22 protein-coding genes are annotated in these 24,949 nt (G+C 55.4%); 18 read left to right on the top strand and 4 right to left on the bottom strand.

Translation table 11 applies throughout. The features are described 5' to 3' along the window. Positions 1 to 23 precede the first annotated feature (23 nt). The 4 genes from pduL (at position 24) to ACY1JZ_RS21535 (ending at position 5,478) form a co-directional block, all read left to right on the top strand. Positions 24 to 593, top strand: a complete 570-nt coding sequence (pduL, locus tag ACY1JZ_RS21550) for a phosphate propanoyltransferase (protein ID WP_270170517.1) — start codon at positions 24 to 26, stop codon at positions 591 to 593. A 246-nt stretch (positions 594 to 839) separates the two neighbouring features. Continuing rightward, positions 840 to 2,429 carry a tRNA (N6-isopentenyl adenosine(37)-C2)-methylthiotransferase MiaB gene (gene miaB / locus ACY1JZ_RS21545; protein WP_462630886.1) on the top strand — a complete coding sequence of 530 codons (1,590 nt, stop codon included), beginning with the start codon at positions 840 to 842 and terminating at the stop codon, positions 2,427 to 2,429. A gap of 18 nt (positions 2,430 to 2,447) precedes the next feature. Continuing rightward, on the top strand, positions 2,448 to 2,945 hold the full coding sequence (locus ACY1JZ_RS21540) for a YlbF/YmcA family competence regulator (protein ID WP_462630885.1): 498 nt from the start codon (positions 2,448 to 2,450) through the stop codon (positions 2,943 to 2,945). 406 nt (positions 2,946 to 3,351) lie between these two features. Further along, positions 3,352 to 5,478, top strand: a complete 2,127-nt coding sequence (locus ACY1JZ_RS21535; RefSeq protein WP_462630884.1) for a dihydroorotate dehydrogenase — start codon at positions 3,352 to 3,354, stop codon at positions 5,476 to 5,478. Positions 5,479 to 5,596: 118 nt separating this feature from the next. On the opposite strand, the gene ACY1JZ_RS21530 is transcribed toward ACY1JZ_RS21535, so the two are convergent. Next, the gene (locus ACY1JZ_RS21530; RefSeq protein WP_462630883.1) at positions 5,597 to 6,181 is read right to left on the bottom strand and encodes a biotin transporter BioY; all 585 of its coding nucleotides are present in this window, start codon (positions 6,179 to 6,181) and stop codon (positions 5,597 to 5,599) included. A gap of 101 nt (positions 6,182 to 6,282) precedes the next feature. Between ACY1JZ_RS21530 and ACY1JZ_RS21525 the strand changes: the two genes are divergently transcribed. The 11 genes from ACY1JZ_RS21525 to hrpB all read left to right on the top strand — a co-directional run bounded on the left by ACY1JZ_RS21525 (position 6,283) and on the right by hrpB (position 17,641). After that, a complete protein-coding gene (locus ACY1JZ_RS21525) occupies positions 6,283 to 8,829 on the top strand; it encodes an ATP-binding cassette domain-containing protein (protein ID WP_462630882.1) in 2,547 nt (848 codons plus the stop codon). A gap of 90 nt (positions 8,830 to 8,919) precedes the next feature. Continuing rightward, positions 8,920 to 9,441 carry a signal peptidase I gene (lepB, locus tag ACY1JZ_RS21520; RefSeq protein WP_270170529.1) on the top strand — a complete coding sequence of 174 codons (522 nt, stop codon included), beginning with the start codon at positions 8,920 to 8,922 and terminating at the stop codon, positions 9,439 to 9,441. Between the two features lie 72 nt (positions 9,442 to 9,513). Next, entirely contained in the window at positions 9,514 to 10,551 is a 1,038-nt protein-coding gene (locus tag ACY1JZ_RS21515) for a DUF4184 family protein (protein ID WP_462630881.1), read from the top strand. Between the two features lie 85 nt (positions 10,552 to 10,636). Then, positions 10,637 to 11,440 (top strand): undecaprenyl-diphosphate phosphatase, encoded by an 804-nt coding sequence (locus ACY1JZ_RS21510; RefSeq protein WP_270170533.1) that lies wholly within the window; start codon positions 10,637 to 10,639, stop codon positions 11,438 to 11,440. Positions 11,441 to 11,563: 123 nt separating this feature from the next. Further along, positions 11,564 to 11,875 carry a YbjQ family protein gene (locus tag ACY1JZ_RS21505; RefSeq protein ID WP_270170535.1) on the top strand — a complete coding sequence of 104 codons (312 nt, stop codon included), beginning with the start codon at positions 11,564 to 11,566 and terminating at the stop codon, positions 11,873 to 11,875. A gap of 57 nt (positions 11,876 to 11,932) precedes the next feature. Next, positions 11,933 to 12,244 carry a rhodanese-like domain-containing protein gene (locus tag ACY1JZ_RS21500; protein WP_270170537.1) on the top strand — a complete coding sequence of 104 codons (312 nt, stop codon included), beginning with the start codon at positions 11,933 to 11,935 and terminating at the stop codon, positions 12,242 to 12,244. A gap of 224 nt (positions 12,245 to 12,468) precedes the next feature. After that, positions 12,469 to 13,170 (top strand): response regulator transcription factor, encoded by a 702-nt coding sequence (locus ACY1JZ_RS21495; protein ID WP_462630880.1) that lies wholly within the window; start codon positions 12,469 to 12,471, stop codon positions 13,168 to 13,170. Beyond that, complete coding sequence (locus ACY1JZ_RS21490; RefSeq protein WP_462630879.1) at positions 13,148 to 14,263, top strand: sensor histidine kinase; 1,116 nt, start codon at positions 13,148 to 13,150, stop codon at positions 14,261 to 14,263. Before ACY1JZ_RS21495 ends, ACY1JZ_RS21490 begins: the two co-directional genes overlap by 23 nt. A 273-nt stretch (positions 14,264 to 14,536) precedes the next feature. Then, positions 14,537 to 14,680 carry a hypothetical protein gene (locus ACY1JZ_RS21485; RefSeq protein ID WP_270170551.1) on the top strand — a complete coding sequence of 48 codons (144 nt, stop codon included), beginning with the start codon at positions 14,537 to 14,539 and terminating at the stop codon, positions 14,678 to 14,680. A gap of 125 nt (positions 14,681 to 14,805) precedes the next feature. Beyond that, a complete protein-coding gene (locus tag ACY1JZ_RS21480) occupies positions 14,806 to 15,045 on the top strand; it encodes a hypothetical protein (protein WP_270170553.1) in 240 nt (79 codons plus the stop codon). A gap of 100 nt (positions 15,046 to 15,145) precedes the next feature. Continuing rightward, entirely contained in the window at positions 15,146 to 17,641 is a 2,496-nt protein-coding gene (gene hrpB / locus ACY1JZ_RS21475; protein ID WP_462630878.1) for an ATP-dependent helicase HrpB, read from the top strand. 169 nt (positions 17,642 to 17,810) lie between these two features. Here the strand turns inward: hrpB and ACY1JZ_RS21470 are convergent, their stop codons facing one another. The 3 genes from ACY1JZ_RS21470 to ACY1JZ_RS21460 form a co-directional block, all read right to left on the bottom strand. Then, positions 17,811 to 19,493, bottom strand: a complete 1,683-nt coding sequence (locus ACY1JZ_RS21470; protein WP_462630877.1) for a DEAD/DEAH box helicase — start codon at positions 19,491 to 19,493, stop codon at positions 17,811 to 17,813. A 345-nt stretch (positions 19,494 to 19,838) separates the two neighbouring features. Next, positions 19,839 to 20,132 carry a DUF3817 domain-containing protein gene (locus tag ACY1JZ_RS21465; RefSeq protein ID WP_462630876.1) on the bottom strand — a complete coding sequence of 98 codons (294 nt, stop codon included), beginning with the start codon at positions 20,130 to 20,132 and terminating at the stop codon, positions 19,839 to 19,841. Positions 20,133 to 20,267: 135 nt separating this feature from the next. Then, positions 20,268 to 21,722 (bottom strand): SulP family inorganic anion transporter, encoded by a 1,455-nt coding sequence (locus ACY1JZ_RS21460; RefSeq protein WP_462630875.1) that lies wholly within the window; start codon positions 21,720 to 21,722, stop codon positions 20,268 to 20,270. A gap of 293 nt (positions 21,723 to 22,015) precedes the next feature. On the opposite strand from ACY1JZ_RS21460, the gene ACY1JZ_RS21455 reads away from it, so the two are divergent. The 3 genes from ACY1JZ_RS21455 to ACY1JZ_RS21445 all read left to right on the top strand — a co-directional run bounded on the left by ACY1JZ_RS21455 (position 22,016) and on the right by ACY1JZ_RS21445 (position 24,653). Further along, complete coding sequence (locus tag ACY1JZ_RS21455) at positions 22,016 to 22,288, top strand: hypothetical protein (RefSeq protein ID WP_462630874.1); 273 nt, start codon at positions 22,016 to 22,018, stop codon at positions 22,286 to 22,288. 139 nt (positions 22,289 to 22,427) lie between these two features. After that, complete coding sequence (locus ACY1JZ_RS21450) at positions 22,428 to 24,149, top strand: GGDEF domain-containing response regulator (protein ID WP_462630873.1); 1,722 nt, start codon at positions 22,428 to 22,430, stop codon at positions 24,147 to 24,149. Between the two features lie 102 nt (positions 24,150 to 24,251). Beyond that, a complete protein-coding gene (locus ACY1JZ_RS21445; protein ID WP_270170561.1) occupies positions 24,252 to 24,653 on the top strand; it encodes a WGxxGxxG family protein in 402 nt (133 codons plus the stop codon). Positions 24,654 to 24,949: the final 296 nt, after the last annotated feature.

Raw genomic sequence — 24,949 nt, 5'->3', positions numbered from 1 at the left:
TGAATCGAAGGAGACGAATTGCAATGAAAACTGTACCTGTAGGTGTGTCTGCCCGTCATATTCATCTGTCCCAGGAGCATGTGGAGAAGCTCTTCGGCAGCGGCTACCAGCTTACGGAGATGAAACCTCTGTCTCAGCCGGGGCAATATGCAGCGAACGAGACGGTAGCGGTCGTTGGGTCGAAGGGAAGCTTTGGGAAGGTACGCATTCTCGGACCGGCACGCAAGCAGACACAATTGGAGGTATCGCGAACCGACGCATTCGCGCTTGGCGTCCATCCGCCGGTTCGCGAGTCCGGCAATATCGCCGGCTCGCCTGGAATCACGATTCAAGGCCCGGCTGGAGAGGTAGTGCTGGAGGAGGGAGTCATTGTAGCGGCTCGCCATATTCATTTCCATACATCCGACGCGGAAAAATGGGGGATTCAGGACAAGCAGTTGCTTCAAGTCAAGCTGGAAGGCGAGCGGGGGCTGATTTTGGACAATGTGATCGCTCGCGTATCGGCTGACTTTGCGCTGGATATGCATATTGACACAGACGAGGCTAACGCGGCTGGAGCCAAGACTGGCGACACGGCCATCATCTTGGATTAAGTAGATCTGGTTGTGGAGCCGCTATACGATTGATGTCTAAGGGTCATGCTGCGCTTTCAGTAAGCGTGGCGTGACCCTTCGGTGATTTGGACAGGCAGTAGCACGAACTGAAGGCGGTGAAGCTCTCCATTGCCGCACAATTCCCTTCATGGATAAGTAAGGGACTTTATGCTATACTTATTTATTGATGATTTCAATGGATATGACTCTTTTTTGCGGAAATGAACATAAAGGAAGTGAGATTCCATGAAGGAGACACCTGGCCTGGACGAGAGAAAGACAGACAAGGATTCTGAGAAGGATTACTCCAAATATTTTGATTTCTCTAGCGCCAAATTGCTCAGCGAGGATGAGAATGGCAAGCGCATACGGATTAATGGACGTGAGATTCAGATCAAGTCCCAGCCGGACTACAAGGAAGGGAAACGCCGGGGCAAGGAAGATATTCATGTTCATTCCGATTTCTCCATCCCAGAGGATATGAGCACGTTTGGCAAGGGGAAATACTATACCATCTACACGTATGGCTGCCAGATGAATGAGCACGACACCGAGGTTATGCGCGGCATGTTCGAGCAGATGGGCTACACGGCTACGGAAGACCGGACGTTGTCCGATGTGATACTGCTGAATACATGCGCCATTCGGGAGAATGCGGAGGATAAAGTATTCGGCGAGCTGGGACATTTGAAAACGCTCAAAACAGAAAAGCCCGGATTGCTGCTGGGCGTCTGCGGCTGCATGTCTCAGGAGGAGTCGGTGGTGAATCGCATCCTGAACAAGCATGGCTTCGTGGATATGATCTTCGGCACCCATAATATTCATCGTCTTCCGCAACTGCTCAAGGAAGCGATGTTCAATAAGGAAATGGTCGTCGAGGTGTGGTCCAAGGAGGGCGACATTATCGAAAACCTGCCTAAGAAGCGCGAGGGAATGCGCGCCTGGGTAAATATTATGTATGGCTGCGACAAGTTCTGCACCTACTGTATCGTTCCATACACCCGTGGCAAGGAGAGAAGCAGGCGCCCTGAGGATGTCATTGCTGAAGTGCGGGAGCTGGCGCGGCAGGGCTTCAAGGAGGTTACATTGCTTGGACAGAATGTGAACGCCTACGGCAAAGATTTCGAGGATCTGAATTACCGCTTTGGCGATCTGATGCACGACATCTCCAAAATCGATATTCCGCGTATCCGCTTTACGACGTCGCATCCGCGTGATTTTGATGATCACCTGATCGAGGTGCTTGCGGGAAGAGGCAATCTGGTGGAGCATATTCATCTTCCGGTTCAGTCCGGCAGCACCGAGGTGCTCAAGCGGATGAGCCGCAAGTATTCGAGAGAGAAATTTCTGGAGCTGGTACACAACATCAAATCGGCGATTCCAGATGTCGTGCTGACCTCGGATATTATCGTGGGCTTCCCTGGCGAGACGGATGAGCAATTTGAGGAGACCCTATCGCTCGTCCGTGAGGTCGGTTTTCATTCGGCATTTACGTTCATCTACTCCCCGCGTGCAGGTACGCCAGCGGCAGGGATGGAGGACAATGTGCCGATGGAGGTGAAGAAGGTGCGCCTGCAGCGTCTGAATGAAGTGTTGGCAGAGATTGCCAAGGAGGAGAATGATAAGCTGCGGGATGCGGTGGTAGAGGTGCTGGTAGAGGGCGAGAGCAAAACCCGCTCGGATGTGCTCTCTGGCCGCACGCGCACGAACAAGCTGGTGCTGTTCGAAGGGCCGAAGTCGTTAATCGGACAATTCGTTCAGGTCAAGGTCACCGCCCCGCAAACCTGGCTGCTCAAGGCGGAGCTAATTAAGGAAACTGCTGTAGAAGCGGTATAGATAAGGGAGAAGATAACGATGACAACGAATCAGCAAGCATCCGGGCATAACCATGATCACGACCACGACCATCATGAGCATTCACATAGCGGCTGCGGCGTGCCCAAGTTCAACACGCGCGATCTGATCGTCAAGGAGGACATCATGGCCAAGGCGAAGGAGCTGGCCGTCATGTTGTTCGAATCCGAGGAGGTGCGCCATTATCAGCGTGCCGAGAAGCAGATTCAGCACCATGAGCGTGTTCAGGGGCTGATTGCACAGATGAAGAAGAAGCAGAAGGAAATCGTCGCCTTCCAATCCTTCAACAATCCGTCTATGGTCGCCAAGATTGAAGGCGAGATCGAAGCGCTGCAGGATGAACTGGATAGCATCCCGATCGTGTCGGAATTCCAGCAGAGTCAAGCGGACATCAACTACCTGCTGCAACTGGTGACCTCGGTTATCCGCGACACGGTAGCGGAGAAGATCAATGTCGAGGGCGCCGCGCAGGAAGAGCCTGCAGAGTGCATGGAGTAATATCGTACTATAACAGGCTTCCTCTCTAACGGAGAGATGCCTAATCTGGCCGGGCAAGCGGCAGCAGTATCTTAGCAAGCGTGTCCATGGGGCACGCTTGCTGTCTATAGCAGATGGCTTGCTGTCTATAAGCCATAAAGACAAAGCTTCTGTCCTAGGGTGTTCCTTCAAACTCCGACGGGAGCAATTTTGCCGAATTTTCGTTCCGGTCAAGGCACGTTCTCGCAGGCGTACCGGGGTACGTCAAGAGAACGTAACGCAGCACGGGGCGAAAAGGCGGTGAACGATGCCCTTGAGCGGGTTTGAAGACACGCCCTAGCCGGGTGATGCGTTATTTTGGAGCTTCAGCATAGCCATGGGAGCAAGCGCAAAAGTGCGGATGTGACTTAGGCGCAGAGACTGCCGGATGACACGAACTGAACGGAAGGAGGAGATCGCCTTGCCGGACTGGTCATATCACGGATTATTCAAACCGTGGCTTGACAGGCTTGCGCCGGAGCAAGCTCGGAAGCTAACGCTGTCTGCTGTTGGCATACTTGGACGTCTGCCACTAGGAAGCGGTCTGAAAATCATCGAATGGATGGGTCACATGGCACCGCCTTCCGAGCTTGGTGCCACAGTCGGCGGCTTGTCGCTCAGCTCCCCGGTAGGGCTTGCAGCGGCTGTTGACCCCGAACTGCGGGCGGTGCGCTCCTTCACCCGTTTTGGCTTCGGGTTTACGATGCTGGGCGCAGCCGATCCAGGCGCAGGCAATGGTCAGGGGCTGCGTGCCGTGAAGCGCGATCCGCAGCGGGAAGCGCTGAGCTATAGCAGTCGAACCGAGGGCTGCGCCCCGGAGAGACTACTACAGCAACTGGGTGGCTTGGCAGACCGTAGCCCGCGAGATCCGCTGCGCGGGCTGACCTGGCTAGCTGCTACGGGCGATCTGCCCCCCAGGGACATGCAACTTCGGCAGCAAGCGGAGCTGTCAGCGAGCATCGACTTTTGGACGGTTGATGCATGCAAGCCTTGCGGTCAGGTCGATGAGGAGGCGTTGCTATCCGCGGTGGCGTCCCTTCGGGAGGCTGCGCCAGGCAAGCCTTGGCTGCTCCATCTGTATCTGGATACCCCGCTTGATCAGATACGGCGATTAGCAAGCTGGGCGCAGACGGCAGGCGCGGCGGCAATCTGGATCGATGATACCATTCAGCAATCGCCCGGGGTGTATGTCTCAGGTCGTTGCCAACTGGGGCAGCTAATCGCAAGGGTGGAGGAGCTGCGCGAGCTTGAGGGCAACCGCTCTCTGCCGATTGCTGTCGCGGGAGCGGTCACAGAGCCGGAGGAGGCGCTGAGACTGCAACGGGCAGGAGCAAGCCTGATAGCGATCCATAGTGGTCTGGTCTACAGCGGCCCGGGCCTGCCCAAACGGATCAATGAGCTGCTCGCTCAGGAGGCGCAAGCCGTTCGCCAGGGAGAGCTAGCCGCTTCCCAGAGGGCGCATGAAGACGGTGACCACAGCACTCAGCAGGAGGCTACGGGTCAGGCTGTTGCCGCTGCTTCCTCCGTCTACGGTCGCCTGAACGCAGATAAGCAGCGAGAAGCGCCCGCCATCTGGCGGCAGATAAGCAGTAACTGGGGACTGGCATCGCTGCTGGGGTTAGGCATGGTCATTGGCGGCTTGCTGGCATGGTGGATCGCAGCGACCTCGATCGTGCTTCCCTATGATCTGGCTTATGTCGGCATGACGAGAGAGCAACTGGAGCTGATCAATGATCGGCTGCTGCCGTTTATGATGCATGATCGGCTCACCTTGGCCGGTACGATGCTCAGCATCGGCATTCTCTATGTCGGCCTGGCCCGGTTCGGGATGCGACGGCGCTTGCATTATGCGAGGCAGACGCTGCTGGTGTCGGCGTCGGTGGGTTTTCTCAGCTTCTTTTTGTTTCTTGGCTTTGAATATTTCGACCCGCTGCATGCGCTGGCGGCGCTCATCCTGCTGCCTTTCTTCGTTCTGGGGATGCTGCGCAGCCGGGGAGACTTTCGCTTCCAGGTTCCCCCGGTCAATCGGTACAACGATGAGCGCTGGCGGGAAGGACTGCGCGGGCAACTGGCTCTAGTCATGCTGGGGTTCTCTCTGATCGTTGGCGGCGGCGTCATCTCGCTCATCGGTATGGGCGTCGTGTTCGTACCCGAGGACCTGCTATTTCTATGTACGACATCCGAGGAGCTTGCACGACAAAATGATCGGCTCCTCTCCCTGATCGCCCATGACCGTGCCGGCTTTGGCGGCGCACTGCTCAGCCTGGGGCTAGGCGTGCTGCTGCTCAGTCTATGGGGATTTCGTCAAGGGGAGCGCTGGATATGGTGGACGTTAGCGCTGGCTGGCATGAGCGGGCTGGCAACAGCATTCGGCGTTCACTTTGCTATCGGATACACGAATGCCTGGCATCTGCTGCCTCCATTTATTGTGCTCTTGCTCTATCTCATTGGACTCAAGCATTCTTATTCCTATTTGCATACAGTGCCTGGAGGAGAGACAGAGATGACGGCGTGAAGACGAGACTTCTCCCCCAAGAAAAAGCAAGAGCGGCGGCTCCTGGGCATGATTCCCAAGAGGTGATGGCTCTTGCTTTTTTGGTCTGATCAAGCATACGAGTCAGGCTGTCCTCGGACTAGCTGCGCTCTGAACGGTTGTGCAAAGCCGGGATATGGGCCTGCAGCGCCATCGTTACGATCGTCGCGGCAATCGCCTTGACCAGATCGCCGATCAGGAAGGGGTACATGCCTGCAGCAAGCGCCTTGGACAGCGACAGATTCGCTGCATACGCCAGCCAGGGCACTCCCCCTGCATAGGATAACAATGAGCCGAAGCCCATAAATATAGCGAGTAGAACGAGAAACCTCAGCGTGGTATTCTTCTGTAGTATGGATGAGCTCAACGCTCTGGGGATCAAGTAGCCGACGACAACAGCACATATAGGAAACATCCAGATAAAGCCGCCGGTCGGACCGAATACGACGGCAAGTCCTCCCTGGCCGCCCAGCAAGGGCAAGCCCAGTGCAGCAAGCACGCAGACAAGCAGGATGCTCAGACCGCCGTAGCGCGCTCCAAGAAAGGCTCCTGCGAGCATGAGCGCCAGATTTTGCAGCGTGATCGGTACGGGAGAGAAGCCAAGCGGCAGCTTGATCGCGCTCATCACAATGAATAATGCCGAAAACAGCGCGGTGTAGACAATGCTTCGAATAGAGGTGGACATTATGTAATCGCTCCTTTATGATAATGTTAACCTGAATAATTATTTGGTTAACAAAAAGGATCGTATCACAAAGACATTGGAAAGGGAAGAGGGGAAATCGAGTGAAAGCAAAAAAGCTGCTCTCTCTCCACCAGGTTGAAGTCTGCACTGCTTGGGGCGCTTCGTTGTTACAGATCGACGAGTGGGCAGTTAATCAGGGCGAATGGATTCATGTGCGCGGCGCTAATGGGAGCGGCAAAAGCACGCTGGTGAAGCTGCTGACGGGAAGAACAGGGCAAGGACTGAAGATCCATGGCAGTGTGGAACGATCGCCGGAGCTGGAGCGGCCATTTCCTTATGTGATGCAGCATCCTGAGGCGGCTATCGTCGGCACGACGCCTTGGGAGGATTTGCTCCTTGGGCTGGAGCAATCCGGGATGGCAGCAGAGCTGATCATGCCCAGGCTGGATCAGGCGCTGGCTTCCGTCGGACTGAAGCCGTTGCAGCATCGTCCAGTGGCTGAGCTGTCCGGTGGCCAGAAGCAATTGGTGGCGATTGCGGGTTGTCTCGCATCGGATGCCCCGCTGCTCGTATTGGACGAAGCGGTGTCAATGCTTGACCTGGCGGCCAGACAGTATGTGCTGCGAGCTGTACGCGAGCAGCACCGCCGCGGCATGACAGTGATCTGGGTCTCCCATGCCAGCGAGGACATTGAGCCTGCCGATCGTATCATAGAGCTTCGCGCAGGCAAGATCATCCAGGACAGCGCATCTGGCTGCGGGCATGCACCTGTCAAATGGACGGGCGGGATGCTAGAGGAGGCTCATGAGCATGATCATGTGCAGGCGCAGGCCCAGGCAAGTCTACATGCGGAGACTCCAGTGACAGTCCGGCCTAGCGAAAGATGTGGCGATCACGCTGGCGCAGCGTCGTGCTGCTTGGAGCAGCCTATGCTCAGAGGCACGCAGAACGCCGGGAAGGGGACAATGGAGTCGGCGGGTCAATGGAAAGCAGAGGCGGCTAATGCCGGGAGGAGCCGCGTCGTCATCGACTCGCAGCCGCTCTCGCTCTCCCCGCGTCCTGCCGCAGATTGGGTGCTGAGCGGAGTAACTGTCGGGGCAGGGCGCTCTGGCTCTCCGTTGCTCCAGGATGTAAGTGTCCGGCTCGCCGCAGGCACGCTGACGCTGATCGTCGGGCGCAATGGAGCAGGCAAGACAACCTTGCTGGAGTCGCTCGCCGGCTTGCGGGAGCTGAAGCATGGGGAGATTCGCCTCGGTGAGCAATCGCTCTGGGATGGTCGTCGGCTCAACCAGCAAGTGCTGCTGGAGCTAGGTGTATCGCTCCAGCATAGCGAGTCGCAATGGTTTCTGCCGCGGGCGGAGCAGGAGCTGCGCTACTCGCTGCGGCCATACCGGCTGCCGGAGCAGGAGCAGCAGGCACGGGCAGCGGCTGGCCTCCAACGGGCCGGCCTGGCGCCAGAGACCGCGCAGCGTGATCCGTGGACGCTTAGCGGTGGACAGCAGCGCCGCCTTGCCTGGGCCTGTCTGCTCGCTGCCAAGCCGTCATGGCTGCTGCTGGATGAGCCGACAGCGGGGCTGGACAGTGAGGGAATCGCCCTGCTGCGGGCTCATCTGGCAGCGCATCTGGCGGCAGGCGGGGGCGCGGTTATCGTCACTCATGATGTAGATGTGTTTGCGGGAATGGCAGCGGATGTGCTCCATCTGGAGGAGGGCAAGATGAGGGGAGTGACGGCGCGTGCTGGGGAGGCGGCTTCCTATACAGCTCGCGCAACAGGCTTGCCGGAGCTGGTTGAGCCGACGTCAAGCAGCGACGTACAGTCCGCTGAGGGCTTGGAAAAGGGCGGATTTGGTACAGAGGCGGTGAGGCGCGGGATCGCGACTGCGACAGGCAGTAAGCGAGAGCGTGGGCAAGGCTCCTGGGCAGCTTACGACCCGCGCGCGCTCTGGCTCGCCTATCTGCTGCTGGCTGGGGGCATTCTGTTGCAGATGAGCTGGACGGGTGTTCTGCTTGGCAATGCGATCGCGGCAGTTGTGCTGCTTCGTAGGCGCGCTGCATTGCGGCCGTGGCATGGCTTGATTGCATGGTACGCGGGTATGGCAGCTACCTTTTGCCTGTTATCCGGGATTCGCTTCTCCCCGCCAGGACTGGAAGTTGACGTTATGAACCGGACGGCGCTCTATTTCTGCAGGCTGCTGCCTGTCATGGTACTCGGCCTGGGGCTGGCTGCGGCGATGACGCCCTTTCGTCTGCAACGCGCAGTGGAGCAGGTGATACGGCCACTGAAACGTTTTCGTCTGCCTGTCGACATGATTGCGCTGACCGTCTCGCTTGTTTTTCGTTTTATCCCGTTGCTAAGCGCCGAATGGTCGAAGCTGGCGCGGATTGCCCAGGCTCGAGGCAAGCGCGGGGGCAGAGCGGGCAAGGTGCCTGCACGCGATCTGCATCGTGTGCTCCTGCCCTATCTCGTGCTGCTGCTTCGAATGGCAGATCAGATGGCTGAGGCGCTGGAGGCGCGAGGCTTCGCTGCACGCGGAGTACAGCCCACCAGAGCTTGGCAGCTTCGTCTCAAGGCGCAAGATGGGTATCTTGCAGCCGGGGGCGCCTTACTCCTGGCCATTCTGGCGACCTGCTCATTGTGGCTCGGATAGTTGTGTGGTGAATTTGGCATCCGCACCTCCATGCAAGTATAATAGAGTAGAAGAGTAAGATTTTATATGTTTTTGGAGAGGAGAGAAGAGATGCAGAAGAATTGGAAGAAGGAAGTACGCGAATGGGCATTGACGATCGCTGGAGCAGTGGCGATCTCTTTACTGATTCAAAATTATGCGTTCGCACAGACGGAAGTTCATAATATCTCTATGGAGGGCACGCTTGTTGAAGGGCAGAGACTGATTGAAGATAAAGTATCGTACCGGATAGGGGAGCCTGAGCGTGGAGACATCGTAATTATTAATGGCTCCGAGAGTGACAAGCGTCTCATCAAGCGACTGATCGGTCTGCCTGGCGATACCATTGATATGCACGATGGCAAGCTGATCCTAAATGGCGAGGAGCAAGATGAGCCTTATGTCAAAGGGGAGACCAGGCCGCTTGGGATGGAACTCCCTTACGTTGTGCCCGAAGGGAAAGTATTCGTGCTGGGGGACAATCGCGAGCGCAGCATGGATAGCCGGGATCTGGGACCGATTGCGATGTCTTCTCTGGAGGGCAAGGCCATCTTTCGTCTGTGGCCGCTCAGTGAATTTGGCAATCTGCGTTAATCGGCATCGGGCATCCTGTGCCACGGCCAGCATGCTGCTCTCGCACAAGGCGCTTAGAAAGGAGGCGGCGGCATGCCTTATACGTTAGCCCATCCGCTATATGCCGTTCCCCTGAAGAAGGTCGCTCCGCGCTATCTGTGCACGACGGGTCTGCTGCTTGGCAGCATGGCTCCCGATCTGGAGTATTTTGTTGCTTTTGAATCCAATAAAAGCTTTGGCCATTCGCTCCAGGGCTTCATCTTGCTGGGCTTGCCGCTGTGCACCGCATTTGCGATCGCCTTCCACAGGCTGATGAAGCCGGCGTTGGTGAAGCTGCTCCCTTCTACGCTAGGTCTGAACAAGTTCGCCCGTGATCATAGCACAGCCTGGAGCCTCACCACAGGGCGTGACTGGTTCCTATTCCTTTGCTCGCTGTTTATCGGCTTTATGAGCCACAGGTTTATGGATGCCTGGACGCATAACCACACGATCTTTGTCCAGCAGATCCCCTGGCTCCGGGAGCACATTAACGGGGAGTATGTCTACCATTGGCTGCAATACGGCCTGTCGGTGCTGGGACTCGGTGCTGCGCTGCTCTATGGCCTGTGGAAATGGAGCCGCTGGCGCAGAAGAAGGTCTGAGCCGCTGTCTGGCGAACAGAGAGCATACCGTTGGGGAATGAGGCTCGCGGTAGCTGCCATCGCCACCGTGTTATTCATGCTGAAGCTAAAGTCCGGGCCGTCGGCGCATGGATACGGCTTTACTACAGTTGCCCCTGTCTCATCGCTTGCCGTCGGCTGGTTTATCGCTGCGGCGCTGTATTGTGCTGCGGTGCAGCAAAGGCTGGCGCAAATGCTGGGCTTGCTTGCCCTGTTCGCCATGTCGGTCATTGCTTTTCCACTCGCACAGCAACTGCCATCCACCTCGATTTTCCATCACCTGGGTTGGATCGAAACGATCGGGCAACGATTGGGTACAGCACGGTGGGAGCTGGCAGTGTGGATCGGTTTCATATGGATCTGGTCGTTGTTTATTATCGCCATTAGCATTCAGCGACAGGTACGCAGGCGAGATGCCTATTTTGCCGAGCAGTCGCACCAGGAATCCAGTTGGCGTCAAGGCAGAACCTGATCGGATTGATTATGCATATCCAGGCCCGGATGAGGAATAAGATGAGACAAGTATGAATTATGATGGAGACGGGAGTGCAAACGGCTTGGACGATTTAATAAAAGCCATTATATTGGGGATTGTGGAAGGGTTGACAGAGTTTTTACCGGTATCCTCGACCGGGCATATGATTTTGACGGCTCACTTGCTGGATTTCTCAGGGGAGCGAGCCAAAACATTTGAGATCGTCGTGCAACTGGGCGCAGTGCTGGCTGTATTGGTGCTTTATTGGAAACGATTCGCAGGGTTTATTATGGATGTTCTCAAGCTCGATCTGGTACACAAGCGCGGCATCAATACGGTGCATCTTATCTTGGCGATGCTGCCGGCAGCAGTTGTCGGCCTTCTGCTGCACAGTGCCATCAAGCAGTATTTGTTTGGCCCGGCAACGGTGCTCATCGGTCTAGTCATTGGGGGCATACTGATGATTGTAGCCGAGCGAGCCAAGGTGCAGATCACTGCCGAGGACATGGACAGCATCAGCTACAAGCAGGCGCTTGGAATCGGCCTGTTCCAACTGCTCGCGCTCTGGCCAGGCTTCTCCCGCTCCGGCTCCACCATCTCTGGCGGCATGCTGCTGGGCACAAGCCAGAAGGCGGCCGCGGAATTTACATTCATTATCTCCGTACCCGTTATGTTCGGCGCAACGCTGCTGGATCTGGTAAAGAGCCGTGAGTACTTGACCACACAGGATGTGCCGCTGTTTCTGATCGGGCTGGCTGCTGCTTTTATCGTAGCGATGATCGCGGTTGTGACCTTCCTCAATCTGATCAAACGGCTGAAGCTATCCTGGTTCGCTGTGTACCGCTTCGCGCTGGCGGCAGTGTTCTTTATCTTCGTGGTTCTGTAGGGCATGCTGGACGGAGCGCTGGCACAGCAGGTATAATTAGCCTAGCGGCATGAAGGGGTATTCATGCAGCCTTGGCTGCAAGAAATCATTCAACTTAGATCGCATAGAGATGGAGGAATTGGGATGCTGATTAGTACAACCCCAACGTTGGAAGGACGTCCGATTCAAGATTATGTCGGCATCGTTACGGGCGAAGCCATCATGGGCGCCAATATTGTGAGAGATTTTCTAGCCTCCATCACTGATGTCGTGGGTGGTCGTTCGGGCGCCTATGAAGGCAAGCTGAAGGAAGCAAGAGATGTAGCCTTTCAGGAAATGAAAGAACAAGCCCGGCGCATGGGAGCCAATGCAATCGTCGGCATTGATATTGATTATGAAATCATCCGTGATGGCATGCTGATGGTAGCTGTCAGTGGAACGGCTGTCAGAATCTGATAGCGCGGAGCGCGGAGGCAGCTATAGTAGCAGCGCTACAGGAAAGGAGTTCAGCAAATGAGTTATCCGGAATGGACAGCCGGGGAGCTGGCTGCGAAGCTGGCCGGCGGCGAAGTGGTCAATCTGGTGGATGTGCGCGAGCTGGAGGAATGGCAGGAGGGGCATATTAGCAGTGCGCGCCTCATCCCGATGTCCGAGCTGCCAGACCGATTGGACGAGCTGACGCAAGGCGCAGAGCCGATCGTTCTGATCTGTCGTAGCGGCGCGCGTAGCGGCAGAGTATGCGATTATCTGGAGCAGCAGGGCTATTCGGCTGTCAATGTAGCTGGCGGCATGCTTGCCTGGCCAGGAGAAGTCGTGGTTGGCTAATCGATGCAGCCTCGCGTACAAGCGGGGCAAAGAAGTACATGGCGGTGCCGGAGGCGATCTCTGGCACCGCTGTTTTGCGTCGTGTGGGACGTGGCCTCGGCATGAAGCCCACAGACAGTTTAAAAAAATCTTAAGGTTCATAATTTTCCTTCATGAATGAGACAAAGGCGGGTCAATCGTGTATAGTAGAAAACAATTCAACCGATAGATAAGGAGCCGGTAGCATGAATCAACGGCGTCTGCTCATTGTGGATGATGATAAGGAAATCGCTGATTTAATCGAAATTTATTTGAAAAATGAAGGGTATGAGGTCGTCAAGGCCTATAACGGGGAGGAAGCGCTGCAGAAGCTGGAGCAATCCGTGTTCCACCTCGTGGTGCTGGACATCATGATGCCCAAGGTAGATGGGCTGGAGGTATGCCGAATTATCCGTAAGGATATGGCGGTGCCGATCCTGATGCTAAGTGCGAAGGCTGAGGACATGGACAAAATTATGGGGCTGATGACAGGCGCGGACGACTACATGGTGAAGCCGTTCAACCCGCTGGAGCTCGTGGCCCGCATCAAATCGCTGCTGCGCCGCTCGTATCAATACAGTGTGACAGCCTCTGCCGCAGGGTCTGAGGAGCATACGTTGGTGCTTGGACCGCTGCGCATCGAGAAGTTTACACATACGGTGGAGGTGGAGGGCAGACCGCTTCATTTGACGAGTACGGAATTCGGCATCTTATTTTTGCTAGCCAGCCATCCGGGCAGAGTGTTTAGTGCCGAGGATATTTTTCAACAGGTGTGGAAGGAGAAATATTTTGAATCCAATAATACGGTTATGGTGCATATCAGCAAGCTGCGGGACAAGCTGGAGCAGGAGCTTGGGGATAAGCTGATCGTAACGGTATGGGGGGTTGGCTACAAAATTGAAGGGTAATGTGACAGCGGGCATGACGATCCGCTTCATTGGCAACATAATTGGAGCGGCCGTGCTAGGATTGGTGTCCTTCTATTTGTTCGTCGTTCTGGGCTACTCGTTTTTACGGGATTTTTCCTTAATCGGGTCCGTTGCCAGAGGGCTCATGAATATGATGAGCGAAGAGGTATTTCTGTTTGGCGGGTGGTTTTTTTTCTTTGTGCTGTTTCTGGTGCTGTTGCAATGGCGACGTTTCCGATACTTTGGCGAGGTCAGCGAAGCCGTCATGCATATCTCGGAGGGCAACTTCGATTATAAAATCCCAGTGCGCCAGCGCAATGAATATGGTGATCTGGCGACCTTCACGAATCGACTGGTTGCCCAGTTGAAGACGTCGATGGATGAAGAACGTCGCGCGGAGCAGACGAAAAACGAGCTGGTCACCAATGTCTCGCATGATCTGCGCACACCATTGACCTCCATTATCGGCTATCTGGGGCTGATTGAGCAGGATCGGTACCGGGACGAGGTCGAGCTAAGACATTACGTCCAGATCGCCTACGATAAATCTCAGCGGCTGAACGTATTGATTAACGATCTGTTTGAATACACGCGCATGCGCAATAGCACCTCCCAGCTACGTCTGGTGACCTTCAATCTGGTTGAGATGCTCAAGCAGCTACTCGAGCAGTACCGGCTGACGCTGGAGGAGGCCGGTATGAGCGGCCGCCTGCATGCGCGCGACAGTCGGCTTGAGGTGACGGGCGACCCGAACAAGCTGGTCAGAGTGTTTGAGAATCTGCTCTCCAATTCGGTCCATTACGGCAAGCAGGGCAAGAAGGTCGAGCTTTATCTATTCAAGGAGGGCAGTCATTCCATCGTGGAAGTATCCAATTATGGAGAGCCGATTCCTGAAGTCGATCTGCCATACCTGTTTGACCGGTTCTACCGGGTGGACAAATCGCGAACCGAGCATGCAGGCGGCTCCGGGCTGGGACTCGCGATTGCCAAGAGCATCGTGGAGAAGCACGGCGGCGAAATATCCGTATCGAGCGATACCTGTCTGACGACCTTTAGAGTGAAGCTCCCGGCTGCTGATATGAAGAGTGGATAACACACGAACCATAGTCATCTTGATCTGATCGCACCTTGGGCGGGGTTCATTACCTGATTTTAATTGGGTGAATGAACCTTTTTTGTTTGCAAATCGTCGAATAAGTGTAATCTTAAGGAAAACTTATGATTTCATTAGGATCAATTTAAACCTCCCCCTTTACAATGAGTTACATGAGATTGCGAAGGTCGCTGCCTGTGCGGTGACGCTGCAATACGATGCCTGCGGGTCAACCGCACATCGACTGACCTATAGCTAGAGGGGATGTCTTGCATGAAACGGCTCGTTGTTTTGATGGTGCTTATGTTAGTTGGACTATGGATATATGGTAAATATGGGGTGTCAGAGGCCGGAGAGGCGCTGAGCAAAGCGGACGGCCAAGCCGAGCCTCCTGTAACCGTGCAGGTGAGACCGTAACAGTGGCAATGAACGGATTGCTTGGAGATGCGCGGAACGAGGCTTAGCACGTCAAGGACGGCGGTAGCCGTCTACGCTGGGCAGGCTTGCTTATCTATAACTGCCGTTGCTTGGGAGGATTAGAGATGGATTTTCAGACAAAAATAGCGACGCTCAAGCAGTACGAAAGCGAATGCTACCAGGTATGCTATTACCTTGCGAGGAATGACAAGACGGCATGTAAGGCAGCGGAGGAAGCGATGGTGACGCTGTTTACCAGCGAGGATTTCTGGACAGCGGACGAGTTGAAGCGCCGCAAGGCGGTTCAACGGGCTGCCATGGGGAGTTGCATGAAGCTGTTGAAGCATGAAGAGATCGCTGTGTGACTGGCACGGCGCTTGGGATGCTATAAGACTTGAATTCCCACCGGGTATTGAAGTACACTACGTAAAAATGCCTAGACGTCTAGTTGAAGGAGTTTTACTGATGCACTCATATCCGATTGATACTATAATACCATCGCTCAAGCAGGCGCTGGGGGATGCCCTGGGAGCGGTGCTTGTCGCCGAGCCGGGGGCGGGCAAGACCACCCGTGTGCCGTTGGCCCTCCTGGAGGAGCCATGGCTCCAGGGTCGTAAAATATTGATGTTGGAGCCCCGCAGGCTTGCTGCGCGGGCTGCTGCCCGTTATATGGCTGCTACGCTGGGCGAACGCTGCGGCGATACGGTGGGCTATCGGGTGCGCGGTGATAGCTGCATCGGTTCGAATACTCGCATCGAAGTGGTGACGGAAGGCGTGCTCACCCGGATGCTGCAGGCAGATCAAGCGCTTGAGGAGGCAGGACTGGTTATATTCGATGAATTCCATGAGCGCAGCCTGCAAGCAGATCTCGGACTTGCGCTGAGCCTCCAGTCCCGTCAGCTTCTTCGCCCCGAGCTGCGGCTGCTGGTCATGTCCGCAACGCTCGATGCGCAAGCTGTGGCCGGTCTGCTGGAGGACGCTCCGGTTCTTCATTGTCAGGGGCGAGTCTATCCTGTAGATACCCGTTACATGGCGCAACGCTCGGAGTCGCGGCTGGAGATAGTGGCGGCGACTGCAATTCGGCGCGCGCTAGCAGAGGAGAGCACTGGCGATGTGCTCGTCTTTCTGCCGGGAGCCGGAGAGATCGGGCGGGTGACCGGACTTCTGCGGGCGGAGCAGCTTCCGGGTGATACGATCATCCGCCCCTTGCATGGCAATCTCCCATTGGAGGAGCAGGATCAGGCAATCGTTCCCGATAAGGCCGGACGCCGCAAGATCGTGCTGGCGACCTCGATTGCTGAGTCGTCACTGACCGTGCAGGGTGTTCGTATCGTTGTGGACGCAGGCATGATGCGTGCCCCCCGCTTCTCTCCGCGCACGGGCCTCACTCGCCTGGAAACCTCACGGGTATCGCGAGCCTCGGCAGATCAGCGTCGCGGGCGCGCCGGACGTCTGGAAGCGGGCGTATGCTATCGGCTGTGGACAGAGGAGGAGGATCGGCAGCTTGCGCCATTTAGCTCGCCAGAGATACTGGAGGCCGATCTGTCTGCGCTCGCGCTGGAGCTGGCACTCTGGGGAGTCGAGGAGCCTGACGAGCTGGCCTGGCTGGATGTGCCGCCTGCTCCGGCTTATCGGCAGGCGCTGGAGCTGCTGGAGCTGCTTGGGGCGACCGATAGCCATGGCAAATTGACGGCTCACGGTCGTCAGCTTGCTGAGCTGGGTGTTCATCCGCGGCTGGGCACGATGATGCTGCGAGGCAAGGAGAGAGGAGGCGGCGCTGAGGCATGCCTGCTGGCTGCTCTTCTCTCCGAGCGTGATGTGCTGCGCAAGGAGGACGGGCGCACCGAGGCCGATATTCGGCTTCGTCTGGAGGCGCTTCGCGCAGGGGGACGCAGCGGCTACAGGTTCGATACAGCTCGCGCTGCTGTGGTGGAGCAGGAGTGGCGCCGCTGCCAGCAGTTGCTTGACCTGCCGCCTGCCAAGCTGACAGCGCTGCGACTGGAGCTGGCTGGCGCGCTGCTGGCGCTTGCGTACCCGGATCGCATTGCGAAGCAGCGCGGGGCTAACCGGTTTCTGCTCAGTAACGGTCGGGGAGCGCAGCTTGGCGAGGTGCAGCCGCTGTCATCCGCACCCTATCTCGTTGCGGTGGAGCTGGATGATCAGGGCAGCGAGAGCCGGATCATGCTGGCGGCTTGGCTGGAGCCTTCGCAGCTTGAGGAAGTCTGCGGCGAGCGGGTCGAGATGGAGCAGTCCGTGGAATGGCGCAGCGCGGAGCAGGCAGTGCGCGCCCGCAGCAAGCGCCGATATATGGCGCTCGTACTGGAGGAGAAGCCGCTTGGGCAGCCTGACCCGGAGCTGGTTGCGAGGGCGCTGGCTGCGGGTATCCGCGAGCTGGGACTGGCCGTGCTCCCATGGACCAAGCCGCTCCGTCAACTTCAGCAGCGGCTCATCTTCATGCACGCCCAAGACGCTAGCTGGCCTGCTGCAGATGATGAGTCGCTGACCGCAACGTTGGAGGAGTGGCTGCTGCCTTATCTGCACGGACTGCGCAATCTCCAGGATCTGCGTCGCTTGCAACTGCGGGAAGCACTGGACGCGCTGCTGGCATGGGAGCAGAAGCGGCTGCTGGAGCAGCTTGCTCCTACCCATATAGCGGTGCCGAGCGGCTCGCGAATCGCTGTTGATTACAGCGACCCGCAGGCGCCGCATCTGGCTGTGCGGCTGCAAGAGCTGTTCGGACTGCTGGACACGCCGCGCATCGGCAAACAAAATATCCCGCTCACGCTGCATTTGTTGTCTCCGGCTGGAAGGCCGGTGCAGGTGACACGGGATCTGAAGCACTTCTGGAGCGTTACTTATTTCGACGTTAAAAAGGATTTGAAGGGGCGCTATCCGAAGCATTATTGGCCAGAGGACCCGCTGGCCGCTATAGCGACCAACAGAGTCCGTCCTCGGACATAGCGGGCTCCTATCGCTGGAGCTGCTCTCACGCCTCTGGCTATGGATAGCGGCAATTCGGGAGCAACTGCTTGTCGCGAGGAGAGTGGACGCTTCGTCGCTAGCTACATCGCTCACAGCCCCTACTAAGCTGGATGCGGGTTATTAACCCGCTATCCCTCCAGCGCTTGCCTTATCTGTCGCGGCCTCTGCGCCCGCCGTCCTGCCGTCCGCTCGAGCGGCCCTGCGACCGTCCACCGCCGCTGCGTCCGCGTGCGCTCTGTCCGCTTCGCTCTGCTCTCCCACCGCCTCGTCCTGCCGACGAGGCGGCTTGGCGTGCGCTTGTCCGCGTCTTGCCCGCGTCTTGCCCGCGCAGAGGAGCCTGTCCCTCGCTCCCGGCTGCCGACCGTTCGGTCTGGCCTCGTCTTCCTGCGGCTTCATTCCCTCTGCCGCGGCCTCTGGCTTCGGCCTGCTCCGCGCCTTGCCCTCGCCATCCATCACCTGCTGTGCGCGCTACCCGTTCGCCCGTCCGAGGCCGAACAGCATCCTTCGCGCCCTTGCCGCGGCCTCTGGCTTCGGCCTGCTCCGCGCCTTGCCCTCGCCGTCCGCCACCTGCTGTGCGCGCCTTCCGTTCGCCCGTCCGGGGCCGAACAGCATCCCGCGCCCCCTTGCTGCTGCGTCCGCCCTGCTGTCCGCCGCGCGCGCGATCGTTGGCCTCGTATCCATTGCTCTCCTCAGGGCCCTCGCTGTCGCTATTGTAGGCTGCCATCGGCTGGCGATTGAGCTGAGCATGAATGCCGCGCTCGATACCCAGCAGCGTCATCCTGTCGCGCGGAGAGGCAAAGGTGATCGCTGTCCCGCTCTGACCGGCGCGTCCAGTCCGCCCAATCCGATGGATGTAGGTTTCGGCATCATGAGGGATGTCATAGTTGATGACATGTGTTACGCCTTCCACATCCAGTCCACGTGCTGCGACATCGGTTGCCACCAACACCTGCAGCTTGGCACTGCGGAAGCGGCGCATAACCTGCTCCCGCTTGGCTTGCGTCAGGTCGCCGTGCAGCTCATCGACCTCGATGCCTGCTTCCGCCAGTTGCTCGGTCAGCTTCTTCGCCCGAATTTTGGTGCGGCAGAAGACGACCGCCAGATAGGGGTGGTGGATGCGGATAATGCCGAGCAGCGTCGCAAGCTTGCCGCGGTCGCTCGTCTCGACTACGATCTGCTTGATGCTGTCTAGCGTCACACGCTCGCTGCGGATGCGAATGTCCTCGGTATCGTTCATGTAAGCTTGCGCCAGCCGGCGAACGGAGTCAGGCATGGTTGCGGAGAACAGCAACGTCTGCTTGCTCTTGGAGGTTTGCGCCAGAATCTCCTCGACTTCATTCAAGAAGCCCATATGCAGCATTTGATCCGCTTCATCCAGCACGAGCATTTGCAGCCGCCAAAATTGCAGCGTTCCCCGGCGCAGATGATCGAGCAGTCTGCCCGGTGTACCGACAACAATCTGAACAGCTCCTTGCGCTTTGCGAATCTGGGACTCCACATCTTGTCCGCCGTAAGCCGCCAGGACGTGATAGCCAAGGGAGTTGGCCAGCTTGCTGATCTCCTTCGTAATCTGGATCGCGAGCTCGCGAGTTGGCGTAATAATGAGCGCTTGCACGTTTTTGTTGCCTGGCTCTAATCTCTCCAGGATCGGCAGCGCGAATGCGAGCGTCTTGCCTGTGCCGGTCTGCGCCTGTGCAATTACATCCTTGCCGGACAATGCAACAGGAATCGTCTGCTGCTGTACAGGGGTTGGCACCGTAATTCCGCCGGATTTCAGGATTGCTGCTAGTGAGGGGCGAACGCCCAACGCTTGAAAGGTGGATGACATCATGTATGGCCTCATTTCTTTGTATTTCTTCGTGGATGCTTGGAAGGGCTCTTTATCCAGTCTACCCAGTATACCAGACTCTTCACATCTTTGCCGAGAGAAACCTGCGCACCGCGAGCAAGGGCAACACCATCCTGGCTATCACTATCTTCATTGCCATTATTGAAGGAGATGCTGTACAATTCGAGAAAGGCAAATCCCCGAACGAGCACCTGCATTCGCAGAAGCAGTTGGGGATACTTGTCCGATCGCTAGCGGCGAGAAGGATGAAGCTATGCAGTCAAACAAGCCGCTCCTGCGTGATGTGACTCATCGCGGGAACGGCTTGTTTGACTGCAGTGTGTGAAATCAAGAGTATTGGCGTTTTAGTCGAATGTCGAGCACGAAGGTAGCGAATGGGATAAAGGATGCAAGGGCCGCAACGAAGATAAACCCAAGGCTCCATTTCTTCTCCAGCGCAGCGAGCAGCAGTCCAAGCATATACAGCACAAACAACAACCCGTGCAGGGCGCCAACGACCGTCACATAAATTGGCATGTCCCAAAAATATTTGAGCGGCATGGCGATCGCCAGCAGCACAAGAAATGAGATGCCCTCAAGCAGAGCAATCAGGCGAAAGCGGCCAACAGCAGTGCGCAGCAATGATGTTTCCTCCAATCTGCTAGTTAAGATATGTCCATTATAATTCGAGATCAGGCTGCAAAACGGGTATAAACGTATAAAGTTCATAATCTTTTCAAAACTTTGTGACAAATCTCATATGCTCATGACCGTTATTCAATGGCTGCTTGCCATCTGGAGCCCGAGACGTTCTACAAGGCTGCGACTTTCCTTGTTCAGTCCGGTCAGCTTTACGGTTTTGTCCAACTGCTTGTATTTGGCGATGACCTTTGACACTGCGGTAACTGCGGATTGATCCCATATATGGGATTGTGAGAAATCAATCGTCACTAGCGGCGGGTCCTGCTGGTAATTGAACTCGTTCAGGAATGTCGAGGTCGTGCCAAAAAACAGTTGGCCGTTTACATGGTATTGCTTTTCACCTTCATGTTGCTGGGTCGCATGCAGCCGGATACGGGCGATTCTGTAGGAGAACACCATGGCGCTTAGCGCCACACCCGCAAGCACGCCTTTGGACAAGTCATGCGTCAGGAGAACGACTGTCACTGTCAGAAGCATAACGGCGGTGTCCGCAACTGGAAGCTTGCGGATGCGTGTCACAGAGCTCCAGTCAAAGGTGCCGAAGCTGACCATGATCATGACGCCGACTAGCGCCGCCATCGGAATCTGCATGACCAGATCACTAAGCAGCATGATCAGCAGGAGCAGCACCACGCCTGCGGTCAGGGTAGAGAGTCTGGTACGCCCGCCTGAGCTGACATTAATGACCGATTGTCCGATCATGGCGCAGCCCGCCATGCCACCAAAAAATCCGGTGATGATGTTGGCAATGCCTTGTCCGCGCACCTCCTGGTTTTTGTTGCTCGGCGTATCGGTCATTTCGTCCAGCACCGTTGCCGTCAGCAGCGATTCCAGCAATCCGACCAGGGCAAGCAAGAAGGAGTAGGGGAAGATAATCCATAACGTATCCCAATTCCATATGATCTGGGGCAAATGGAAAAATGGCAGTGTGCTTGTAATTGTGCCCATATCCCCAACTGTGCTAACATTCAATTGAAGGCCGATAACCATCGTCGAGATGATCAGAATGGCTGCCAGCGGTGAAGGAATGACCTTGGTGAAGCGGGGCAGCACATAAATAATGACCAGTGTAGCTGCAACCAGTCCATACGTCAGCGGACCCGCGTTATTGAAATGGACGAGCTGAGCCATAAAGATAAGGATGGCTAGAGCATTTACGAAGCCTGTCATGACCGATTGCGGGACAAATGCAATGAAGCGACCTACCTTGAGCAGACCAAGCGCAAATTGAAGAATTCCGGTTAGTATCGTTGCCGCGAACAGATATTCGAGCCCGTGATCCTTGACCAGATTTACCATCAGCAGCGCCATGGCTCCTGTCGCAGCCGATATCATGGCAGGTCTGCCGCCAACAATGGCGATGACAATTGCGATGCAGAAGGAGGCATATAGCCCAACCATTGGATCAACACCAGCTATAATGGAAAAGGCAATGGCTTCAGGGATGAGAGCAAGCGCGACGGTAATGCCCGACAGCAGATCAGCGCGTGTGTTCGAGAACCAATGGTTTTTTAATCGTCGAGTTAGCAAGTCATGTCAACCTCCTGTAAGATGTACGTCGTATCCACACAAATTTTAATTATAGCGGAAGTGTAGGCTTAATTCGAGTGATATGAGTATGGTTTATTAAAAAAATAAAAATAAGAAATTACAAATTGTTCGCTGTATACAGTGATTATATTTCTACACGAAACGAAGCTTTGCCTGTCAAGGATGGAGGCAGCCGTTTGTGCTTATAAAAAACTTCTGTTTTCTTAGTTATTCTAGCGTTATGATACAATTATAACGATATTTGATTCGTAGTCTTGGGAGGAATAGATGGAATGAATATGACAGTGGTGCACGCCCGCATGGAGTGGAATGAAGCGGAGGGCTATCTTGGCCAAGTGCAATTCCGAATGGAAGAACATCAGGGTACATATGAAGTAACACTTCAAAGTAAAAAAGGTAAAGAATGGATGTATGCTCTCAACTTTGCCGACGGCTCGGGCAAGGAAGAAGAAATCATGCAGCTAGAGGAATGGTTGGAAGAGGATGACGAGTTGTTTGACGCTTTAATCGATGCCGCGCGGGGAGCGCTGGACAACCCTTCCTGAATGTGCGAGCAGATCGGAGAGCCCGCGCCAAGTAACGAGCCGGAATGCGGTCTGGCCTGCGCTAAGCGGTCGTTGTGGCTCGCCGCGGGTTAGCGTGGAACGAAAGTGACTTCACGGTTAAAAGGCAGGTAGATGCAGTATGGAACGTCCGGCAGTTGCAACCAGTCGTATTGGTGCCGCGCGTAGAAGCGAACAGCTCCTCAAGGAAGGACGCAAACGCTTAGTTGAGGAACTTAAAAACTATATTCGTGAATTGGAAGTCCTGCTTGTCCGCTGCGAGGCAGGCGAGCGAGGAAGTGCAGCAGCGCTGTGTAGAATTGCACATACATTAAAAGGAAGCGCGCCTGTATTCGGCTTGAGTCGGATCGGTGAGATCGCAGAAATACTATGGAAGCAATGGGAGCCTGTAAGCGCCCAGCAGGATCAAGATAAGGTCCGGCCGCTGCTTTACTCCGGCCGCCAACTGGTATCACAGCTATGGATGGAGTATGAGATCTGCGTCAAGGAGCAGCAGCTCGAGACGAAAGGCGTGCGCGGTAGTGGCGGACCTGCGGCGGCACCAAGCAGATTGTTGATCATCGACGATGATGATGTGCTGCGTTCTTACTTGGCGCGCAGCCTCCATTATGATGGCTATGAGGTTATGGAAGCCGCGGATGTGGACAGTGGCAAGCAGATGCTGCGAAATCATCATTTTGACCTGGTCATATTGGATTTGATGATGTATCCCAAGTCGGGCTACGAGTTGTTTGACTTCCTGAAGGAGGACCCTACATTCAAGTGGCTTCCGCTCATTGTATTATCTGGCAGGCTGGATGTGCAGGACAAGGTGCAATGCTTTTTTCTTGGTGCTGATGATTACGTCACGAAGCCATTTGAATACGAGGAATTGTCGGCACGAATTTACAGTCTATTGGAGCGCAATAAAGGCTTTGAGCAGATGGCATTTCGCGACCCGTTAACCGGTGTATTTAATCGGAGATATATGGATCAGCAGCTTCAGACGGAATTGAAGCGTATGGAACAGTATCCGGCGCCGATGACACTTGCATTTCTGGATATAGACAAGTTCAAGCTGATCAACGACAACTACGGTCATGCTGCAGGAGATGTCGTCTTGCAAGGACTGGCCAACGTATTGCAGAGCCAACTGCGGGTAACTGACTTTATCGCTCGCTACGGGGGAGAGGAATTCGTCATCATCATGCCTGGCACTACGCTGGCCGAAGGTGAGAAGGTGCTGTTGGGCGTGCTTGAGGTGATCAGGGGAGCAGCGGTTGCTCGTGATGAGGTGAGGGAATACTACATTACTTTCTCTGCCGGACTGGCACAATGGAGAGAGGGGATGTCCGCGGAGGAATGGATCAAGCAGGCGGATGCTTCCATGTATGCCTCCAAGGCAGAGGGGCGTAATCGAATTACGACTCGTGGGGAGGATGGACTGCTCGCCGCGCCGGATAAGCCCGAAGAGCTCCAAAAACTGCTTATTGTAGACGATGATGAGATTATCCGTTCCTTCATTGTGAAGTCGCTGGAGGGTCTGCCCTTGACTGTGCTGCAGGCGGCCAGCGGCAAGGAGGCGCTGGAGGTGCTGAGTACTGAAGCGGTCGAGCTATGTATATTGGATGGGATGATGCCTGGAATGGATGGCTGGGAAGTGCTAGCTCAGGTCCGCAATAACGATCGACATGCAGACAATCCCACCAAGGTGATCATGCTGTCTTCCAAGAAACAAGAGGAGACAGCTCATCCTGGCAGCCCAATCTCAGCAGACGAATATATGTCGAAGCCGTTCTCAATTGTTGAACTCGAGCTAAAAGTGAAACGGCTCCTTAATATAGAAGAACATGGTTTGGGATAGCAGCAAGCTTTAACCAGGTATGATGTTTCGTGTGTGCGGGAAAAACAATTACGAGCCGGAGGAACAATCGGTTCTAATAACCTGAAAGGGATGACGCACAGCATGAAACGTTTTGCAGCCAGCTTGATGCTTATTGCCTCGCTTATGTTGATTCTGTCCGTGCCAGCGTTTGCCAACATGTCCTCAAATTCCAGCACAAAGATGAACACTGGTGTAGGGACATACGGTACGACAACGAATGACAGAACAAACATGTACAACGACAACATGTACAACCGGAACGGAATGGGTGGCGGGTATGCCGGAACGGGCTACGATCGTGTAACCACAGATGGCAATTACAACAACTACAATATGCGCTCTCTAGATGGCACGACAACTGGACATCGTTATCGTACCACAGCAACAACAACGAATAATAACGGTATGAGCTGGGGCTGGCTGGGTCTGATTGGCCTGTTCGGACTGGCTGGTATGCGCGGACGCAATCGCGAAACATCCTAAAGATCGCTCTTGTTTATTTAAATACCCGGATGCCATATTTGCTGCTGATTGTTCGGTAGCAAGCTGGTCTCCGGGTGTTTATTTTTAAGTAAGCTATGGCACTATAAGGGGAAGAATGCTTAATTAAAAAAAGCTATTGACTTCATATTGAGTATCGTGATATATTATTTCTTGCCGCTTTTGAGGCGGTGGGTTAAATGGTTTTACAGCTCTGGCATGTATGAAAGTGGAATGAAAAAAAGTTCTAAAAAAAGCTTGCCAAAGCATAGCGAACTGTGATATATTATAAAAGTCGA

The sequence above is a fragment of the Paenibacillus sp. J5 genome (genome assembly GCF_054955055.1).
The sequence above is the reverse complement of the archived record's forward strand: the minus strand, read 5'-3'. Positions and strand labels throughout refer to the sequence as shown.

Bases quoted from the DNA above. Each gene is read 5' to 3' on its own strand.
- ACY1JZ_RS21495 (WP_462630880.1), top strand. From the start codon at position 12,469: ATGAATCAACGGCGTCTGCTCATTGTGGATGATGATAAGGAAATCGCT.
- ACY1JZ_RS21505 (WP_270170535.1), top strand. From the start codon at position 11,564: ATGCTGATTAGTACAACCCCAACGTTGGAAGGACGTCCGATTCAAGAT.
- ACY1JZ_RS21470 (WP_462630877.1), bottom strand. From the start codon at position 19,493: ATGATGTCATCCACCTTTCAAGCGTTGGGCGTTCGCCCCTCACTAGCA.
- lepB (WP_270170529.1), top strand. From the start codon at position 8,920: ATGCAGAAGAATTGGAAGAAGGAAGTACGCGAATGGGCATTGACGATC.
- ACY1JZ_RS21480 (WP_270170553.1), top strand. From the start codon at position 14,806: ATGGATTTTCAGACAAAAATAGCGACGCTCAAGCAGTACGAAAGCGAA.
- miaB (WP_462630886.1), top strand. From the start codon at position 840: ATGAAGGAGACACCTGGCCTGGACGAGAGAAAGACAGACAAGGATTCT.
- ACY1JZ_RS21445 (WP_270170561.1), top strand. From the start codon at position 24,252: ATGAAACGTTTTGCAGCCAGCTTGATGCTTATTGCCTCGCTTATGTTG.
- ACY1JZ_RS21535 (WP_462630884.1), top strand. From the start codon at position 3,352: ATGACACGAACTGAACGGAAGGAGGAGATCGCCTTGCCGGACTGGTCA.
- ACY1JZ_RS21530 (WP_462630883.1), bottom strand. From the start codon at position 6,181: ATGTCCACCTCTATTCGAAGCATTGTCTACACCGCGCTGTTTTCGGCA.
- ACY1JZ_RS21540 (WP_462630885.1), top strand. From the start codon at position 2,448: ATGACAACGAATCAGCAAGCATCCGGGCATAACCATGATCACGACCAC.
- ACY1JZ_RS21450 (WP_462630873.1), top strand. From the start codon at position 22,428: ATGGAACGTCCGGCAGTTGCAACCAGTCGTATTGGTGCCGCGCGTAGA.
- ACY1JZ_RS21515 (WP_462630881.1), top strand. From the start codon at position 9,514: ATGCCTTATACGTTAGCCCATCCGCTATATGCCGTTCCCCTGAAGAAG.
- hrpB (WP_462630878.1), top strand. From the start codon at position 15,146: ATGCACTCATATCCGATTGATACTATAATACCATCGCTCAAGCAGGCG.
- ACY1JZ_RS21485 (WP_270170551.1), top strand. From the start codon at position 14,537: ATGAAACGGCTCGTTGTTTTGATGGTGCTTATGTTAGTTGGACTATGG.
- ACY1JZ_RS21500 (WP_270170537.1), top strand. From the start codon at position 11,933: ATGAGTTATCCGGAATGGACAGCCGGGGAGCTGGCTGCGAAGCTGGCC.
- pduL (WP_270170517.1), top strand. From the start codon at position 24: ATGAAAACTGTACCTGTAGGTGTGTCTGCCCGTCATATTCATCTGTCC.
- ACY1JZ_RS21455 (WP_462630874.1), top strand. From the start codon at position 22,016: ATGAATATGACAGTGGTGCACGCCCGCATGGAGTGGAATGAAGCGGAG.